Annotated in this window: 16 protein-coding genes; 5 read left to right on the top strand and 11 right to left on the bottom strand. The window is 50.2% G+C overall.

All coding sequences use genetic code 11. From position 1 onward, the window contains the following. Nucleotides 1–32: 32 nt before the first annotated feature. The 3 genes from FOM92_RS08125 to FOM92_RS08115 form a co-directional block, all read right to left on the bottom strand. Complete coding sequence (locus FOM92_RS08125; protein ID WP_143776230.1) at nt 33–782, bottom strand: head GIN domain-containing protein; 750 nt, start codon at nt 780–782, stop codon at nt 33–35. A 105-nt stretch (nt 783–887) separates the two neighbouring features. Continuing rightward, nucleotides 888–1,415, bottom strand: coding sequence for a CarD family transcriptional regulator (locus FOM92_RS08120; RefSeq protein ID WP_143776229.1), 528 nt, complete (start codon nt 1,413–1,415; stop codon nt 888–890). Nucleotides 1,416–1,626: 211 nt separating this feature from the next. Continuing rightward, nucleotides 1,627–2,145 carry a winged helix-turn-helix transcriptional regulator gene (locus FOM92_RS08115; protein WP_143776228.1) on the bottom strand — a complete coding sequence of 173 codons (519 nt, stop codon included), beginning with the start codon at nt 2,143–2,145 and terminating at the stop codon, nt 1,627–1,629. A gap of 196 nt (nt 2,146–2,341) precedes the next feature. Between FOM92_RS08115 and FOM92_RS08110 the strand changes: the two genes are divergently transcribed. Together FOM92_RS08110 and FOM92_RS08105 are read left to right on the top strand one after the other, a co-directional pair. Next, nucleotides 2,342–2,698 (top strand): CC_3452 family protein, encoded by a 357-nt coding sequence (locus FOM92_RS08110; RefSeq protein ID WP_143776227.1) that lies wholly within the window; start codon nt 2,342–2,344, stop codon nt 2,696–2,698. A 181-nt stretch (nt 2,699–2,879) separates the two neighbouring features. Then, the gene (locus FOM92_RS08105; protein WP_143776226.1) at nt 2,880–4,973 is read left to right on the top strand and encodes a RelA/SpoT family protein; all 2,094 of its coding nucleotides are present in this window, start codon (nt 2,880–2,882) and stop codon (nt 4,971–4,973) included. A 71-nt stretch (nt 4,974–5,044) separates the two neighbouring features. On the opposite strand, the gene FOM92_RS08100 is transcribed toward FOM92_RS08105, so the two are convergent. The 5 genes from FOM92_RS08100 to FOM92_RS08080 form a co-directional block, all read right to left on the bottom strand. Then, complete coding sequence (locus tag FOM92_RS08100) at nt 5,045–5,512, bottom strand: helix-turn-helix domain-containing protein (RefSeq protein WP_143776225.1); 468 nt, start codon at nt 5,510–5,512, stop codon at nt 5,045–5,047. 8 nt (nt 5,513–5,520) lie between these two features. Continuing rightward, nucleotides 5,521–6,003 carry a hypothetical protein gene (locus FOM92_RS08095; protein ID WP_246087195.1) on the bottom strand — a complete coding sequence of 161 codons (483 nt, stop codon included), beginning with the start codon at nt 6,001–6,003 and terminating at the stop codon, nt 5,521–5,523. Further along, complete coding sequence (locus FOM92_RS08090; protein ID WP_143776224.1) at nt 5,960–6,331, bottom strand: hypothetical protein; 372 nt, start codon at nt 6,329–6,331, stop codon at nt 5,960–5,962. The genes FOM92_RS08095 and FOM92_RS08090 overlap by 44 nt, the downstream gene beginning before the upstream one ends. Nucleotides 6,332–6,398: 67 nt before the next feature. Next, on the bottom strand, nt 6,399–6,875 hold the full coding sequence (locus tag FOM92_RS08085; protein WP_143776223.1) for a helix-turn-helix transcriptional regulator: 477 nt from the start codon (nt 6,873–6,875) through the stop codon (nt 6,399–6,401). Between the two features lie 284 nt (nt 6,876–7,159). Further along, nucleotides 7,160–7,690: a regulatory protein RecX gene (locus tag FOM92_RS08080; protein ID WP_143776222.1), complete on the bottom strand. Its 531-nt coding sequence runs from the start codon at nt 7,688–7,690 to the stop codon at nt 7,160–7,162. Nucleotides 7,691–7,800: 110 nt separating this feature from the next. Between FOM92_RS08080 and FOM92_RS08075 the strand changes: the two genes are divergently transcribed. Next, on the top strand, nt 7,801–9,528 hold the full coding sequence (locus FOM92_RS08075) for a fatty acyl-AMP ligase (RefSeq protein ID WP_143776221.1): 1,728 nt from the start codon (nt 7,801–7,803) through the stop codon (nt 9,526–9,528). Nucleotides 9,529–9,705: 177 nt separating this feature from the next. After that, nucleotides 9,706–12,057: a putative bifunctional diguanylate cyclase/phosphodiesterase gene (locus FOM92_RS08070; RefSeq protein WP_246087194.1), complete on the top strand. Its 2,352-nt coding sequence runs from the start codon at nt 9,706–9,708 to the stop codon at nt 12,055–12,057. 31 nt (nt 12,058–12,088) lie between these two features. Here the strand turns inward: FOM92_RS08070 and FOM92_RS08065 are convergent, their stop codons facing one another. Then, complete coding sequence (locus tag FOM92_RS08065; protein WP_143776219.1) at nt 12,089–12,436, bottom strand: arsenate reductase family protein; 348 nt, start codon at nt 12,434–12,436, stop codon at nt 12,089–12,091. A gap of 223 nt (nt 12,437–12,659) precedes the next feature. Here FOM92_RS08065 and FOM92_RS08060 point away from each other — a divergent pair, with 223 nt between their 5' ends. Next, nucleotides 12,660–14,696 (top strand): TonB-dependent receptor, encoded by a 2,037-nt coding sequence (locus FOM92_RS08060; protein ID WP_143776218.1) that lies wholly within the window; start codon nt 12,660–12,662, stop codon nt 14,694–14,696. Here the strand turns inward: FOM92_RS08060 and FOM92_RS08055 are convergent. Next, the gene (locus tag FOM92_RS08055; protein WP_143776217.1) at nt 14,693–15,256 is read right to left on the bottom strand and encodes a gamma carbonic anhydrase family protein; all 564 of its coding nucleotides are present in this window, start codon (nt 15,254–15,256) and stop codon (nt 14,693–14,695) included. The two genes, FOM92_RS08060 and FOM92_RS08055, sit on opposite strands and share 4 nt — an antisense overlap. Continuing rightward, the gene (locus FOM92_RS08050) at nt 15,253–17,316 is read right to left on the bottom strand and encodes a fused MFS/spermidine synthase (RefSeq protein WP_342778173.1); all 2,064 of its coding nucleotides are present in this window, start codon (nt 17,314–17,316) and stop codon (nt 15,253–15,255) included. Before FOM92_RS08050 ends, FOM92_RS08055 begins: the two co-directional genes overlap by 4 nt. Nucleotides 17,317–17,408: the final 92 nt, after the last annotated feature.

The following is a 17,408-nucleotide window of genomic DNA, read 5'->3' as shown; positions in this document are numbered from 1 at the left end:
GCTTGTCCCAAAAACCATTCATATTTGAGGGCTTACGAGCAATTGACGTTTCCAGACCCCATCTTTGATGTGGTACATTTGGCGCCGCCGGTAACATCAACATCACCGCTACCTGCAATGGCAACATCGACCGTGCCGGTGGCATTTAACTTTAGGTCGCCGGAGCCGGCGATGGATACCTCGGCATCGGTCGACACTAATTTTGTAGCGTTAACTTCACCCGCTCCTGCAATGGAGTATTTTGCCTTTTCGACTTTACCCGCCAAAATTGCTTCGCCAGATCCGGCAATGTTTGTTTCCAGTTTTCTTCCCGAAAGAGTTCCGACTTTTATCGAACCCGAACCTGCAATTTCCAAATCCAGTTCGTCGGCCTCCATTGTGTCTGCTGCAAAGTTGCCAGATCCAGCGAGAGAAGCTTTGCTAAGGAATGGTGCGGTGATCGTAATGGTTGCAGGTTTGGCACCCTCACCAAACCATTTGCCCTTAGTTCTGCCAATTCGGATAGCACCATCGTCCAGCTTGTAACGAAGTGTTTCAACCGCTTCGAGAGTTCCCTCGGCTTTGATCGTAAAGCTGTCGCCCACGACAAAAACAATGTTGTCCGGACCTATGCCCTCTACCTTCGTGAATGCGCCGGTTGTCGATGCCGTTGTCTCGATTTTTGAACCATTAGCCAACCCGTTGTCGGAACCGGAAATGTCCTCGGCAGCATCCATCACGGAATATCCGCATGCTGACAGTGGGAGAGCGGCAAGCGCAATAAACAAAAGAGATTTTTTCATGATTCACTCCATGTGTATTGCCAATATAATACACGTGAATTGATCACACGCAACAAAAAAAGGGCGTCGTTTCCGACGCCCTTCAGACTTCCGGTAAGGAAACTTTTATTCCGCCTTCTCGTAATATTGCGGCGCTGCTTCGTTCAGTACAGCAAGAATTTTTTGCAATGCGGCTTTCTCATCCGTTTTTTCCATGGCAGCGAGTTCGCGTGCCAGGCGGCTTGACGCAGCTTCGAAAATCTGACGCTCCGAATAGCTCTGCTCCGGCTGATCATCCGGACGGAAAAGATCACGGGTAACTTCGGCAATAGAAACCAGATCACCCGAATTGATTTTCGCTTCATATTCCTGCGCGCGGCGAGACCACATGGTACGCTTCACCTTGGGCTTGCCTGTCAGGGTATGCATTGCTTCCTTCAATGTTTTGTCAGATGAAAGCTTGCGCATGCCAACACCTTCGGCCTTGTTAAAAGGCACGCGGAGGGTCATTTTTTCCTTTTCGAAACGCAAAACATAAAGCTGGAGCTGCATCCCTGCGATTTCGGAATCCTGCAGTTCAATCACACGGCCTACGCCATGCTTGGGATAAACTACATAATCACCTACATCAAATATCGCCGCGGTGGACGTCATGTACGGACCCTTTCTGATTATTTGGGATGAATTCGCTTTGCCGGTAACAAATGGTTACCCATAAGACTGTTCAGTTCGTCCCTTGTGCTTTGCCAATGGCTTGGCCCGATAGTCAGTGCAATCGTTGACCATCTTTGACCTATCGATACATAGTGTAACAGATTCGCAATAAAATTTCAATGCCTGCTTTACCGTATGTCAATAACGAGAATTAGATTGCGCTCAGCTTGCGCACCCGGTTGTTGTCTTCATTATGGTCTTGGAAGCTGATTGGTTTGATGTCGGAAGAATTCATCCAGCACAAATCCATATGCCGCAAAACCCGATCGTCGTGACTACGAATCGTTACAGGCAGAATTGGCTGACGGTCTTGCTCATCCACCAGAACCGGATTGGAAGGGATGCCGGTGCCCCATTTTTCTCCCCACTGCCGCAAGGCAATCATCGTCGGTAGAAGGTCTAGCCCCTTTTCCGTTAAGCGATACTCTACCTTGCGACGATCATCGGGGCAGGGCGTACGATGCAATATTCCGCTTTCGGTCAAGCGGGTAAGTCGATTGGCAAGAATGTTACGTGCAATACCGATTTCGGAGAGAAATTCTTCAAAATGGCGGACGCCATTGAACGCAGCTCGCAAAATCATAAATGACCAGCGTTCGCCCATAGCCTCCAACGCGGTGGGTAATCCGCATTCGATGATATCGTTCAGCGACTCTCTTAATTCACCCATAATCCATCCTCTTGGCGACAGCCTGTGCCGCTCTGGAAAAAAATGCAACACTTAATCAGTTTTAAGTTGCAACTAGAAACCTAATCTAATAAGTAGTGATTCGCAACTGGTTTTCCAGAAGCGCAGAACGCCAACAAGGTAGCAAAAGTTCCGGTTTTCGTTCTGCAGATCATGCAAAGCTAAAAAGGATACCACAATGACCCTCTCCCAAGTTTCTTCGCGTTTTGGCGCTTTGGCCGGTGCATCTGTCATCAGCGCTACCCTTTTGTTCGTTGCCCCGCAGGCACACGCCGCATCCAGCGGTCCATATTATAAGGTCGAATTGGCCCAGCCAGCCGCATCCAAGCAGGAACTGCTTCGCAGCGTTTTTGTAAAGTGCGAAGGCACCTCTTGCCGCGCCCCTATGGCTTCGACTGCCCCCAAGAACATGTGCATCAGCATTGCCCGTGAATTCGGTGAAGTTTCTGCCTTTTCTGCCGGTGACCGCGTGTTCACCGCGGAAGAACTTGCCGCCTGCAATGGAAGCAAGAAAGAAGTAATTGCTAAGAACTAATTTCTGAACGAATTTTTCGGTACCTCTCTCCTCCTTACCCCCGAACCGGTTCGCGAACCGGTACACAGAGTGCCGAAATGCCTATGCACCGGAGTGCATCGATGGAGAAATTGCACCATCGAAGCGACACCGGTGCATTTTTTTGTTGCATGCACAAACCAATAACCCAACGTGTCTATATATGATGCGGCAATATGAACTAGTTGAACGGGTCCGTGCTTACGATCCGGAAGTTGATGAAGATCGACTAAACCGAGCCTATGTCTTTACGGTCCAGATGCACGGTGCTCAGAAGCGTGCCAGCGGCGATCCCTATTTTAGTCATCCTGTAGAAGTTGCGGGTCTGATGACGGACCTTAAAATGGATCAAGATACAATCATCACCGCGCTTTTGCATGATACCGTTGAGGACACGCTGACAACGATTGAGGATGTCGAAAGCAAATTCGGGCGGGAAGTCGCACGACTTGTCGATGGCGTTACGAAGCTCTCTAAGATTGAAGCCCAGACCGAGGATGAACGGGCCGCTGAAAACCTTCGCAAGTTCTTACTCGCCATTTCCGACGATATCCGTGTCCTTTTGGTCAAGTTGGCGGATCGATTGCACAATATGCGCACGCTGCACTTTATCAAAAGTCCTGAAAAGCGGCGCCGCATTGCCAAAGAAACCATGGATATCTATGCGCCCCTGGCGGAACGTATTGGAATGTATGAATATATGCGTGAAATGCAGTTGCTTGCATTTCAGCAACTTGAACCCGAAGCTTATGAAACGATTACCGGTCGGCTGAAACAAATACGTGAAAAAGCTGATGTTGAAATTGATCAGATTAACCAGACGATAGCTTGGGAAATGGAACAGGCTGGGTTGAAGATCAAAATTTCAGGTCGTGAAAAACATCCTTATTCCATTTGGAAAAAGATGCAGGAGCGCCATGTAGCGTTTGAGCAACTTACCGATATAAATGCATTCAGAGTAATTACGGAAAACGAAGACGATTGCTATCGGGCTTTGGGCGTGTTGCATCGACGCTGGCAGATGGTCCCTGGCCGGTTCAAGGACTTTATATCAACGCCAAAGCGGAACGGATATAAGTCGATACATACTACGATCATGTTCGCAAAGAATATGCGGGTAGAAGTCCAGATTCGCAGCAAGGAGATGCATCGCGCATCGGAATATGGATTTGCTGCACATTGGGCATACAAGCAAGCTGACAAACCAGATGGTCAGGCTGGCTGGTTACGTGATTTGATCGAAATTCTCGAAACGAGCCAGGATGCGGAGGACATTCTCGAGAACACGCGAATGGCAATGTATCAGGACCGCATCTTTGCGTTTACACCCAAAGGTGCACTTCACCAACTTCCGAAGGGGTCGACGGTCGTGGATTTTGCCTACGCTGTTCATACCGATCTCGGCGATAAGACAGTTGGTGCAAAAGTGAACGGTCGCCACGTCCCGTTGCGTACACAGTTGAACAACGGCGACATGGTCGAAATTCTTAAGTCAAAAGCCCAAGAACCCCAGCCGACTTGGCTTAATTTTGTAACAACCGGGAAAGCCCGTGCCGCAATTCGTCGCCATGTCCGGCACCGCGAACGTGACGAATTGGTCGCCATCGGCCGAAAATTGTACGACGAAATTGTTCAACGTCTGCCGGCAAAAGTTGGGAAAAAAGCGCTGACGGCTGCAGTTGATCGACTAAAGCTCGAAAATGAAGAAGAGTTGATGCACCGCATCGGTGCTGGAAAAATCAACGATCGCGCATTGCTGGAAGCGCTTGTTCCGGGTTTTGACGCAGGCGATGTTTCGGGCGATTTTCCCAATCAAGATCGGGCCATTTCCATCCGTGGACTAACCCCGGGCGTGGGTTACCACCTTGGCGATTGCTGCCATCCTATCCCGGGTGACCGTATTGTGGGCTTGCGTTTGCCAGGTCAACCGGTTGAGGTACATACCATTGAGTGTGACCGCCTTGCGAGCGGTGTTGACGCAGATTGGGTTGATCTCAGTTGGGGGCAGGGTAGCGATGGCGCTTCTGCACGATTGCGTGTCGTCATTCATAATAGGCCCGGAACCTTAGGCGAAATAGCGGGAATTTTCGGTTATCATAAAGCAAACATCATCAATTTGCGGATGACGGCCCGGGATCTCGAATTCCATACCTTTGAAGTCGATCTGGAGGTCCACGATCTTCCACATTTGATGCGGATAATCTCAGCGCTCAGAGCAAGCGAAGCGGTCGCAACTGCCGACCGTGTTTATGATTGAGCACAAGAGTTGTGTAACAAGAAGGACGGCCTTAGAGACCGCCCTTCGGAAATGCTAAATGGAATTTCTGTTTACGAGTAACGATATTCCTGCGATTTTTGTAAGACACGTAGAAAATATTCTTTCATCATGCGGAATGTGTCATCCGACATTTTGACAAATATTCTTCGTCCGTCCCAATCATCGCGTTCGCGATAAATATAGCCGATTTTCTCGAGCGTATCGATGTAGCGAAGTCCCGTCGTATGAGGCATATTCCCGGCAGTTGCGACCGCACTTACTGATATGTTTTTATCATTTAGTCTGGCGGAAAATACATCCATAAGAATATCCCAGCAGGGATCGGAAAACAGATCCTGGCTGATCATCTTATTTCTTAGATTACGGTTCTCCATATATCTCGACACAAAGACCGTAAGCAATTTGTTGTCATCGTTATCTAATATGTCTGCTCTGAGTTGATTTTCGACTTTTTCGGAAATTTCAGCAATATTAGATTTCAGAGCCGACAACTCATCTATTATCTGATTAATCCCCATTTCGCCCCCTATTTGGCGGTGGCATGGATCCTTTGAATGCGCGCAATACGTTCGGACCGAAGTGAAGCAATCAGTATGACCAGAAGGATTGGGTAAGCGATATACATGGAAAGAAGACCATAGGGCTTTTCCAGAATATCATCGAACATCATACGTTGGATGTGGACAAGTAAACCCACCAATTGCCATCCTGTTGCCCAATAGGGCCAAAACCGGCTGCTGAACAATGCAAGGGACCAAAACCCTGCCAAGACCATGAGATCGATGAAAAATATTGGAACCGCGAACGTCATCCAAATGCCGCCCCAAGGCACTGCACTCGTCAGCAGGGATCCGGATAACGCTATCCATGCGCCTGCTCTCTCACATGATTTGCCGCGCCAATGTGCTGCAATTACTGTTGCAGCTAGCACCACATAATATGTGACAACGTGCGGTTCCATTATTTCAAGCGACAGCCCGAGTTTGCAGTTCAGCTTCGTTAGCAGCATTTCGATCGTTCGTTACGGACTGACCTTTAGGTTTCTCCGTACCGGCGCCAAACATGCGTGCACCAAGACCGACCTGCCGCTGCGTTTCGCTGAGCGCTTGGTGCGCATCGGCGACCATCTGACGGACTTGTCCGGCTGCAGCAACGGCCTGCGTTACTTTCGCGACGGCATCTTGTCCGACGATGGCAGACATATTTGTTTCAAATCTCGCTACCGGCAGAGTTCCAGCCAGCTTTGCGAGTTTGATGATAGCCTGGTCTACGGCATCTTCAGCTTCGTGAAGTTCTGCGGCGATCTTTTCGGCCGCTACCACTCTTTGTTTCAACATTATCCTGTTTCCCTTGGCTGCCGAACGATTTCTCTCTTCGTTCGGATCATTTTTTAAGAAAGCCCGGTCAGGATAGCATTGCCCCCAGTCCGAGCATTACGGCGTAGAGAGCTGCAAATGCCATGATTGTCCCCATTGCAATCAGAACAGGCCACAGCAAACGCTCTCCAAATGAATCAGTGTTGTGTGGCCTCCTTTTTGTTGGGAAGGGCGGCCGCAGCCAAATTGGCGTCGACTGCAGATCTTCCGGGTCTAGGCCATTGGGATGCTCAAATTGTGTTTCAAAACCTATAACGGTCGGTTGATAACTCAAAGGTTGATATGTGTTGGGGTCGAGAGTTTCGGCAACGAGAATCGCTGCTTTGGTTCTGGAGTCTACCCCGAGTTTCCGAATAGAGGTTCGGATACGTTCGTCGACGGTGTGTGAGGACACACCCATGATGCGTGCGATTTCTTTGGAGTTTTTATGCGCGTATACAAGGCGCAGCGTTTCAATCTGAACGGCGCTAAGACGAGTGACCGGATGTCCCTGTTCGATGCCCACGTCCTAAGGTTAACGGATTCCAAGTTAATTTTACAATTACTTTTAACAATTTTTGGCCCGATTTTTGAAATCCGGCGTAGGATAATGATATACAATCATAATAATGTTTCGCATCTTTCGGCGTGTGCTTTATTCTATGTTAAAATCGGCCGCAAATAACGATTGCATCGTTAGTTTTCGCGAAAATCGTACCAAATCGCTGGAACATTTTTACACGATGTTAACATCGAAATTCCACGCTGAGCTCAAGGTGGCAACACCTTAAAGGCGCATTTGTTCCGTACCTAATACTCGTCTATTAAGTCACCTGGATCAGCATTTACAAATCGCCTTGATATTTCCCACCCGTGGCCTGCGCGTAAAAATGCTTGAAGATCTTTTCGCCGTTTTTCTTCGGTCACTTTTTCCTGCGCGAATGGGCCGATACGCTTTCGGCGTGCGAAGTTTTCCGCAGCTGAAAATTCCGACATCTCGGCCAGCTTGCGCGCTGAGGTTGCATCATCATCTTCGATGCCAGCAGCGCGCAAATTCTCGTACAGCTTTCTTTTCCCATATCCTCGTCTGATGAATGAGCGTCCCCGCGCTTCTGCAAATTGCGCATCATTTATGTAACCCAATTCGGAAAACTGGTTCACAAGCGTTTCAATGTCAGGCTGACCATTATCTTCCCAACTGCGCTCAGAAATCTTCCGTTTGAGATAGAGTGCCAATTTGGCGCGACTAGTTGCATACTTTCCAACGTAACGGAGCGCCAATTCTCGCAATCGCTCTTCATTCAACGCCGGAGGAGGGGATTTGGAAGTTGGGCGATACATTGCGCCCTATTCTTGCCACAGTCGGGTCAATTTTTGAACTGGTATCAGCGCCTAAAATAGTGGGATAACAAAACGCAACTGGGCCGCTGCCCTTAATAATGGGATGAAATATGAGCGAACTTGCGAGCACGCCCACGCTAGACCGCTTGGAACGCCGGTTTTCGGATTTCGCAACTTTGGGTGAAGCATTGGATTATGCTGCACTTGGTCAGCGTGGTCTGAATTTTCACGACATGCGTGGTCGCTTGGCGCGCCCCTATCCGTTTTCGGAAATGCGTAACGATGCTTTAGACATGGCCTATCGGTTGATTAGCCACGGCATCGTGAAAGGAGACCGCATTGCTTTGGTGGCCGAAACCGGAACACAATTTGCGTCTCTTTTTTTTGGTTGCATTTACGCGGGTGCATGGCCGGTTCCCCTCCCGCTTCCTACATCCTTTGGGGGCAAAGAAAGCTATGTGGATCAGTTGTCAGTGCAGCTCAAAAGTTGCGATCCCAAAATTTTGTTTTTCCCTTCTGAATTGGCGGACATGGCGGGGGATGCGGCGGCAGCCTGCGGTGTCGAAGGGCTGGATTGGGAGAGCTTTGCGGATAGGATTCCCCTGAAAGCAGAACTTCCTACTGCCGACGCCGAAGAAATTTGCTACCTACAATATAGCAGTGGCTCGACCCGTTTTCCGCATGGTGTTGCCGTAACGCACAAAGCGCTTCTGAACAATCTGGCTGCTCATTCGCATGGCATGGAATTGAAAGAGCACGATCGCTGTGTGTCTTGGCTTCCTTGGTATCACGATATGGGCTTGGTCGGTTGTTTCCTTTCACCCGTCGCCAATCAGGTTTCGACCGATTATATGAAGACGGAAGATTTTGCCCGCCGACCCCTTGCGTGGTTAGATGTAATAAGCGCGGCCGATGGTACGGTTATCAGTTATTCGCCTACATTTGGCTATGACATTTGCGCCCGGCGGATCTCAAGCCAGAGTCATGTCAACGATCGGTTTGATTTGTCGAAATGGCGACTAGCAGGCAATGGCGCGGATATGATCCGTCCGGATGTTATGCAGTCATTCGTAGACGCTTTCGGAGACGCAGGTTTCAAGGCTTCCTCCTTTTTACCGAGTTATGGACTTGCAGAAACCACTTTGGCGGTTTCCATCATGCCTCCCGGCGAAGGCATTCAGGTTGAATTGGTTGAGGAAACTGAATTAACCGGTCATCCGGGTGCCGCTGATCGACCTGTGCGATATCGGGCGATTGTGAATTGCGGCAAAGCTGTAAAAGACATGACGATCGAAATCCGAGACGAAAACGGCAAGCCGATGCCCGACAGGGTAATTGGCAAAGTATGGTGCAGCGGACCGTCGCTTATGAAAGAATATTTCCGCGATCCGGAATCAACCAACGCATGCTTAGTTGATGGGTGGCTCGACACCGGGGATATGGGGTACATGTCCAAGGGCTACATTTACATCGTTGGTCGCGCCAAAGACATGATCATCATCAATGGTAAAAACCATTGGCCACAGGATATTGAATGGGCAGTGGAGCAGCTGCCCGGCTTTAAGGCCGGCGATATTGCAGCCTTTTCCGTAACTACGCCCGGCGGCGAAGAGACACCCGCTGTACTTGTCCAATGCCGGACCACGGACGAAGCTGAACGTGCGAAGTTGCGTGAACAGATACGGGATAAAGTTCGGTCGGTGACCGGCATGAACTGTGTAGTTGAGCTGGTCCCTCCTCGGACGCTGCCCCGCACAAGTTCGGGCAAGATGAGTCGTGCGAAAGCGCGCAATCTTTACCTTTCGGGTGAAATTCAACCCTATGCGGTAGCGGCATAGCAGAATTTCAACCTCGGCCGCGTCTCTCGCCGTCTGCTACCGTGTTACAAATCCAATATGGTGAATATCCGGTAAAGTTTGGTAGCATTTGATTTTATTTGTAAATTATGTGGGTAAAAATGCTGAAGTGAGGCGCCTGATTACCTTTGAGTAAGGTTCCCGCGCTACATGAGGGGCGTGATTAAAAAAGACGCGTCCCTAGAATTGCCAAATGAACTGTCGTTCAAGGCGCTGTTGGGCTTGGCCGAGCCTGTCGGCTTGGATGGCGATGTCATGCGCGGCATTCAGGCACGCACGATGCGTCAGCGTACAACCTTGCGCGTTGGTTTGAATCTCGTGTGCGCCATTATGGCGATTTTTTTGTACAAGGGTGTGGCACCGACCTGGGCTTTAGCATCTTGGGCTTTGCTTTTCAGCGCCTTCCACCTTTTCACCTTCCACCAGTTTGGCACAAAATGGGTGTGGGATCGACCGCAGATCAATCGGGAGGATGTACGCAAACTGAATACGCATTCTGCCGTTACTGCAGTCATGTGGGGTTCGGCATTCGGATTCTTAGGCACAAGCGGATCGCTCATGGAATTGATTGGTTTGTGGTCTATCGTTCTCGGAATGATGGTCTACGCGTCGCTGTTACTGCCGACCGCGCCTATGGCCGCAACTATATTCATCGGCGTCACAAGTCTGTGCGCGAGCGTAGGGTTTGTGTATCACGCAGGCTATTATCTTTCAGTCGCAGCTTTTGGAATCGGCGCATTGCTGATCATGGCCTGCCTACGTTCTGCGCGGGCTCAAATTTTGTTCGAAGTTGCCAACAGCATCGTCCAAGAAAAATCCGAAACAGTCAGTTTGCTTTTGCGTGAGTTTGAAGACAGCGGCGCGGACTGGCTTTGGCAAACAGATACATCGCGTTGTGCTACTCATGTATCGCCGCGTTTTGCATATGCATTGGGCGAAGAGGCAAAAGCGATTGAAGGCCAACCCTTGTTGAAACTCATTGCAGGAGATGCATGGGAAAAGGGCCAATATCCCCAGGCGCTTCATGATCTTGCTGACCGGTTGAAACGGCGCGAGTCTTTCAGCAACTTAATAGTACCAGTGACGATCAAGGGGATTACCCGCTGGTGGGAGCTATCGGCATCGCCCCGTCATTCCGAAGACGGTAGCTTTTTGGGATTTCGGGGTGTGGGTTCAGACGTCACCGAACAGCGAGAGTCGGCTGACAAAATTTCACATTTGGCTCGCTTTGACACTTTGACTGGCCTGCCCAACCGGTTGCAATTGACTGAAACTCTGGCCGAAGCTCTATCGGATGCCGATAAATGGCGCCGTCGCTGCGGTTTCATGATGATCGATTTGGACCGGTTCAAAGCGGTTAACGATACGCTTGGCCACCCGGTTGGCGACCGTCTTCTGGCGCAAGTTGCTCGGCGACTACAACTCATCATGTCCGACAATGAATTGTGCGGCCGGCTGGGTGGTGACGAATTTGCTGTTGTCATCAAAGATGCCAATGACAGCAAATATGTAGCGACCTTGGCACGACGCATTATTGAAAGCCTATCGCGCCCTTATGAGGTTGACCAGAATACTTTGTACATTGGAGCCAGCATCGGAAGTGCGCTGGGACCAATTGACGGGCGTACTGTGGAATTACTGATGCGCAGTGCAGATTTGGCTCTTTATCGTTCCAAGGATCAAGGCGGTAATACGCATCATAGTTATCAGCACAAATTACATGCCAATGCAGAGGAGAGGCGTTTGATGGAGTTTGAACTCCGCAATGCCCTTGAACGCGAACAGCTACATGTCGAATATCAACCTGTCGTGAATGCGGATGGCGATAATATTCTCGTCGGATTTGAGGCTCTTTTGCGTTGGAACAACCCCAAGTTCGGGAGTGTGTCTCCGGCCAAATTCGTACCGGTTGCGGAAGATGCCCGATTAATTGTTCCAATAGGCGACTTTGTTCTGCGGCGCGCCTGTAAAGATGCCATGAGCTGGCCGGAATCTACACGGGTTGCTGTTAATATCTCGGTCGACCAATTGACCAGCACCAATTTCGTTGAGACTGTCATTTCCGCGCTTCATGATAGCGGCATGCCCGCTTGGCGTCTTGAGTTAGAAGTAACGGAAAGCATATTCCTGCGGGATGGCACGCTGGCTGTGCAGGTTCTCGATCGCCTGCGCGGGTTGGGGATCAAACTCTCGCTGGATGACTTTGGCACCGGCTATTCGTCGCTTGGTTATTTGCGGAACGTGCGTTTCGACACCATCAAAGTTGACCGCAGCTTCGTTCAGGGTGCAGCAAAGAACAAAGCTGAAAGCTTGGCGATTATTCGCGCCGTGGTTGCTCTTGCCGATAGTCTAAATATTGCAACGACGGCCGAAGGTGTGGAAACCGAAAGCGAATTGGCAATGATCCAGCAACTTGGTTGCAAGAAAATCCAGGGATACTATTTCGGTCGTCCGATGGTGTTTGCCGACAGTTTGGAGCTTTTCAAAGGTCAGCGCCGCCACGTGGCTTGAACCTATAAAAAGCGAGGATATGCGTCCGCGGTTACAATATTTCCAATACCTTGTCTTGTGGGCGACATAGCCGAACGCCTTTTTCCGTTTCCACAAAAGGGCGTTCGACCAACATCGGATCCGACGTCATTTCATCCAAAATGGTGTCGTTAGTCGCACCGTCAATCAATCCCAATTCTTCTGCTCTGGAACCGCGAGTTCGCAATGCATCGCGTGCTGTTAGTCCTGCATCAGCAAATAGCTGCTCAAGCTTTTCTTTTTTATATGGATGCCGAAGATACTCAATAACTGTCAGCGTAATGTCGGGCGCGGCTTCCAAGATTGCTAAAGTTTTGCGGGACGTTCCGCAATTTGGGTTGTGCCAGATCGTTGCTTGCATCACCTGTTCCTAATAGCCGACTTCGAATAGTCGCCTGCTATCGCGCTGTGTTCACAGTTGCAAAAATCTTTTTCCCTCATGCCCAAATTAAATTTGCATATGAGAACAATTCGCAATAACGCCGAGCTTCGTTGCGACTCATTCTCAATATACAGTTCAAGGGATTACAGTGCGTCATTCAATATCTTTATCGGTGGCAACGGTTATCGCTGCCGTATCCCATATGCCTGTTTTGGCTGAAGAGATGGCAAGCGACGATGACAGTCGGACAATTATTGTTACCGGTGTAAGCGAAGGCTATGTGGCATCCAACTCCGTAACGGCAACCAAGACCGATACACCGTTGCTGGATATACCCCAGAGTATCAACGTGGTAACGCGGGAACAACTGGACGATCAGGCGCACCATTCCTTGAGCGACGTTTTGCGCTACGTGGCAGGCACTACCGTGGGACAAGGCGAGGGAAATAGAGACCAGATCACCTTGCGTGGGCAGAATACAACAGCCGATTTTTTCCTCGATGGAGTCCGTGACGATGTCCAATATTACCGCGGCATCTACAACATAGAGCGCGTCGAAATATTGAAAGGACCCTATGCTTTAATCTTCGGGCGTGGTGGCGGTGGCGGAATCATCAACCGGGTGCAGAAATCGCCAAAGACCGATGTTTTTTATGCAGGTCAGGCCAGCGTTAACAGTTTCGGTGCTTTTGATGTATCTGCCGACCTGAACGCCCCGTTGAATGATGTTGCGGCAGTTCGACTAAATGCAGTTTACGAAAATCTCGACAGCCACCGCGACTTTGTTGGAGGCGAGCGATACGCTTGGAACCCCTATCTCGCCTTCAAGTTAGGCGCTGATTGGAATCTGGGACTTTCGTATGAATATGTGCACGATGATCGCACAACGGATCGAGGCGTTCCTTCAATCGCAACTGTTACCGGTCAACCAAACACGCCTTTGCGAGGATATCGGGATCAGTTTTTTGGAATTCCGAACATAAACCGGACCAAACTGGAAGCCCAGATCGGTAAATTGCGTTTGGATGGGCAACTCGCCGAAAACCTGCAGTTTAACGGCACCTTATTGTACGGCCACTATGACAAGATTTACGACAACGTTTTTGCAAATGGTCCGGCAACGGGTCAAAATGGTACCGTAGTATTGGCTGCCTACAGCGATCCCACAAAACGCACGAACTTCATTACGCAAGGCAATTTGGTTTGGGACGTTCAAACTGGCCCGTTGGCGCATAAGATTCTGGTCGGAATCGAGTATGGCGACCAAAAAAGTAAAAATCGTCGCACAAATGGGACGTTGTCAAACGCGTCTTTCAATCTGGCCAATCCCATCTTTCCCACAGTAGCTTTCAATGTGCCTGCACGAGACACCATATCCGAAGTGATGTTTTTTTCGGCCTATGTGCAGGATCAAATTAGCATTGGTGAGCATTTCGACATCGTCGGTGGATTGCGGTATGACAGGTTCGACATAGAAGGTGTGGACCAGTTCCCCCTCATTGACAGGCCCTTTGCGCGAAAAGATACTAAGGTAAGCCCGCGGCTTGGATTGATATTCAAACCTGTCGAAAGCGTGTCGATCTACGGCAGTTACAGTCAGTCGTTTTTGCCGCGATCAGGCGACCAATTCCTTAGTTTGAGTACAACGCAGGAAAATCTCGCGCCGGAAAAGTTCACTAACTATGAGCTGGGGGCAAAGTGGGATGTGCGGCCAAATCTCAATCTAACGTTCGCCCTATTTCAACTGGATCGCAGCAATGCGACAACGCCGGACCCGCAGAATCCACTGACGACAATTAACGTCGGAAAGACCACTACCAAAGGTTTGGAACTGTCTGTAGCGGGACGCATCACTCCGAAGTGGCAAGTGCATGGTGGTTACAGCTACCAAGATGCTGTCCTCGCCGGTAACGATTTGGTGCGGTTGGGCCAGGTTCCAAAACACCAGGCGAATTTGTGGAACCGATATGAATTCAGCAGGCGTTTGGCTGCCGGCGTGGGCATAATTCATCAATCCAGCCAGTTTGCCGCCATTCGTACCGCCGCATCGACTACAAGGTTGCCCGCCTTCACACGCGTCGACGCAGCAGTGTATTTTAACCTTAGCGATGCGATTGAAATGCAGGTGAATTTGGAAAACCTGTTTGATGCGACCTATTTTTCAGACTCACATAACAACAACAATATTTCGACTGGAGCGCCCATAAATGGCCGTTTCACGATCCGCGCGAAATTCTAGTTTTGTGCAATAGCAGCGGCATGGGCTTTGGCGTTTTCTACATAATGCGCCACACCCATTCGCATTCCCATGACTGCAGCATCGTCTAAGTCACGAACAAACCGAGCCGGCGATCCTGCCCATAATTGCCGCGCCTCGATATGTTTTCCTTGAGTAAGCATAGCACCTGCTGCAAGCATGCCGTCGCCTTCGATCACCGCGCCGTTCATGACGGTTGCTGATAAGCCTACAAATGCCCGATCTTTTAAAACGCAGCCGTGCAACAGGACATTGTGCCCGACGAGCACATCGTCGCCGATGGCTGTAGGACATCCGTCGGGATAACCCGGGGCAGGGCCATCACAATGTATAACGCTGCCATCTTGGATGTTTGTGCGGGAGCCAATGACGATCGTATTGACCTCGGCGCGGACTACACAATTATACCAGATGCTGGATTCCGGCCCGATGACGACGTCGCCAATAATCCGGCAGCCAGGTGCAATGAAAGCGCTGTCATCAATTTTTGGGGTTTTCCCGTTTATGGTGATGATGCTGACATCTGGACGATGAATAGTCATAGGGTTTTCCAAAGAGATAAATGGGGCAGAACGGATGCATAATTATCTGTCCAGGGGCTGGTATTTCCAGGTGCATCGAGTTCAATCCACTGGTCAGGATTATAGTAGCGGCTTTTCACCTTATCTACCTTACCCGTAAGCTCGGCCAGTTTTGCACGATCTCGGCTCAGCGCGATCCATTGTGAAGCTCGATTGCCGCGATTTATGAGTTCCTCGGTCGGACTGTCATGACGCAGGGCGGCGGTCCAACCATTGGCTTTTACTTCGGCTGCGACGACGGGATTTAGGTCAATATATCTGTTAGAGATATGGACAAGCAAGAGGCCGTCTGGCTTCAATGCTTTACGATACGTCGCGAATGCCTCTTTGGTCAAAAGGTGAAGCGGGATCGAATCAGATGAAAAAGCATCCAGTGCCAAAATATCGAACTTCCCTTGCGGAACCGCCGTCAAAGTCAGGCGTGCATCGCCAAGGGTGATTGGAACATCGGGCGCGCATTCTTCAAGGAATGAAAAAATTCTGCGCTCGCGCGCAATTTCGATGACCAGAGGATCGATTTCAAAAAACTGCCAATCTTGCCCAGGCTGGCGATAACAGGCCAAAGTTCCCGTTCCGAGACCTACGACGCCAATACTCGCGTTCGGACCATAAAGGCGCGGAGCATTTCGCATCGCAATACCGACACCTGATGTGTCCGGATAATAGCTGATTGGGCGGGTAGGATCGTCCAGCAATTGCATCCCATGCATCGTGGTACCGTGATTAAGCCAACGCACCCGGCCGCTTTCGCTGGCATTTACAGTGTACGTGCCGAAATAACTCCGCATTCGTACGCCATCGAGGCTTTGCTGAACGCTGTACCAGCCGCCATTAATCGTCAACAGACCCGCAACAGCAAGCAGGAATGGCAACCGAAACCCGGCCACAGCGATGCCCAAGGTGATAATCGTGGCGGCGAGAACAATCTTGGTAAAGCTTGAATCGATAGGTTCCGTGATGCCGCCAAACAGGCCGAGGACAAGCGCAATCGTCCCAATTACAGCCATGATGAATGGCAGTCGTTTGTCACTTTCGTTCAAATGCAGGAGCGGGATGGCAGGGAGCAATGCTGCCGCCATTAAAATCAAAATCGGATGCTCCCATGTCCAGTCAAAAAGAAGAGGCGCAAGAATTGCACAGAAGAATCCTCCCAAGACGCCACCCACCGACATCATGAGATAAAAGCTTGTGAGCTGTGCAGGCGCAGGACGAGTCCTGTACATTTCATTATGCAGCGCAACCGCGACGATGAAGAGCAAGCTCAAACTGGCGGTTAAGCCGCCGATCGCCGCCTTGCCCCAAACGATGAAGACGAAGGCTGCCGAGATAATCAACACGACCGGGGCAAATCGACTAATCCAATAGGCTGGCTTTTGATTGTCAGCGAACGCGACACTGAAACTGAGCAGGTAGATACCGAGCGGAATAACCCAAATGAGCGGCATTGCCATCAGATCGGTAGTCAGATGCGATGTTGTCGATAGCATTAATCCCGATGGAACGGCGGCCAAAACAACCCAGTAGAGCCGGCGCCGCCATCCGATTGGCAAGTGGTCGGTTGAATCCTCAGGGGCTGCAGAACTGGCCCCCGCATTACGCCATATCATCGCTGCGCAAGCACAGACTAATCCCAGCAACGCAATGTAAATGCCGCTCCAAATCCACTTTTGGCTTTGGATAGTCGCAAAGGGTTCCACCAGAATCGGATAGGCAATAAGTCCGCCAAAACTCCCGATGTTGGACGCAGCATAGAGCGCATAGGGTTCACCCTGGTTTCCCGACATGCTGTACCACCGCTGCATTAACGGTGCTTGGGCAGCAACCACAAAGAACAGCGGACCAATTGATGCAATCAATAACCAAGGAACCCAGAAAATCGGCGATCCGTCTGCCGGAGGATGCAAATCCGCAAGGCCGATGGGCAACCACAAGATGGCGAATGCAAAAAGAGCAATGTGAATGATGACCTGTCGCCTCGGCGAAGCACGTGAAAGGCGATGGGCATAAGCATAGCCGGCCAATAACAATGCCTGATATACCAGCATCGCGCTGTTCCAAACCGCGGGTGCGCCGCCCAGACGTGGCAATGCCATGCGTGCAATCATAGGTTGCA

Source organism: Sphingorhabdus contaminans (assembly GCF_007280415.1).
In the GTDB taxonomy this organism is placed as follows: Bacteria; Pseudomonadota; Alphaproteobacteria; order Sphingomonadales; family Sphingomonadaceae; genus Sphingorhabdus_B; species Sphingorhabdus_B contaminans.
The sequence above is the reverse complement of the archived record's forward strand: the minus strand, read 5'-3'. Positions and strand labels throughout refer to the sequence as shown.

What these genes read in the sequence shown, in the direction of transcription:
- FOM92_RS08120 (WP_143776229.1), bottom strand. Translation starts at nt 1,415, where the DNA reads ATGACGTCCACCGCGGCGATATTTGATGTAGGTGATTATGTAGTTTAT.
- FOM92_RS08075 (WP_143776221.1), top strand. Translation starts at nt 7,801, where the DNA reads ATGAGCGAACTTGCGAGCACGCCCACGCTAGACCGCTTGGAACGCCGG.
- FOM92_RS08100 (WP_143776225.1), bottom strand. Translation starts at nt 5,512, where the DNA reads ATGGGGATTAATCAGATAATAGATGAGTTGTCGGCTCTGAAATCTAAT.
- FOM92_RS08080 (WP_143776222.1), bottom strand. Translation starts at nt 7,690, where the DNA reads ATGTATCGCCCAACTTCCAAATCCCCTCCTCCGGCGTTGAATGAAGAG.
- FOM92_RS08065 (WP_143776219.1), bottom strand. Translation starts at nt 12,436, where the DNA reads ATGCAAGCAACGATCTGGCACAACCCAAATTGCGGAACGTCCCGCAAA.
- FOM92_RS08055 (WP_143776217.1), bottom strand. Translation starts at nt 15,256, where the DNA reads ATGACTATTCATCGTCCAGATGTCAGCATCATCACCATAAACGGGAAA.
- FOM92_RS08115 (WP_143776228.1), bottom strand. Translation starts at nt 2,145, where the DNA reads ATGGGTGAATTAAGAGAGTCGCTGAACGATATCATCGAATGCGGATTA.
- FOM92_RS08095 (WP_246087195.1), bottom strand. Translation starts at nt 6,003, where the DNA reads ATGCTGCTAACGAAGCTGAACTGCAAACTCGGGCTGTCGCTTGAAATA.
- FOM92_RS08105 (WP_143776226.1), top strand. Translation starts at nt 2,880, where the DNA reads ATGATGCGGCAATATGAACTAGTTGAACGGGTCCGTGCTTACGATCCG.
- FOM92_RS08110 (WP_143776227.1), top strand. Translation starts at nt 2,342, where the DNA reads ATGACCCTCTCCCAAGTTTCTTCGCGTTTTGGCGCTTTGGCCGGTGCA.
- FOM92_RS08060 (WP_143776218.1), top strand. Translation starts at nt 12,660, where the DNA reads ATGCCTGTTTTGGCTGAAGAGATGGCAAGCGACGATGACAGTCGGACA.
- FOM92_RS08125 (WP_143776230.1), bottom strand. Translation starts at nt 782, where the DNA reads ATGAAAAAATCTCTTTTGTTTATTGCGCTTGCCGCTCTCCCACTGTCA.
- FOM92_RS08090 (WP_143776224.1), bottom strand. Translation starts at nt 6,331, where the DNA reads ATGTTGAAACAAAGAGTGGTAGCGGCCGAAAAGATCGCCGCAGAACTT.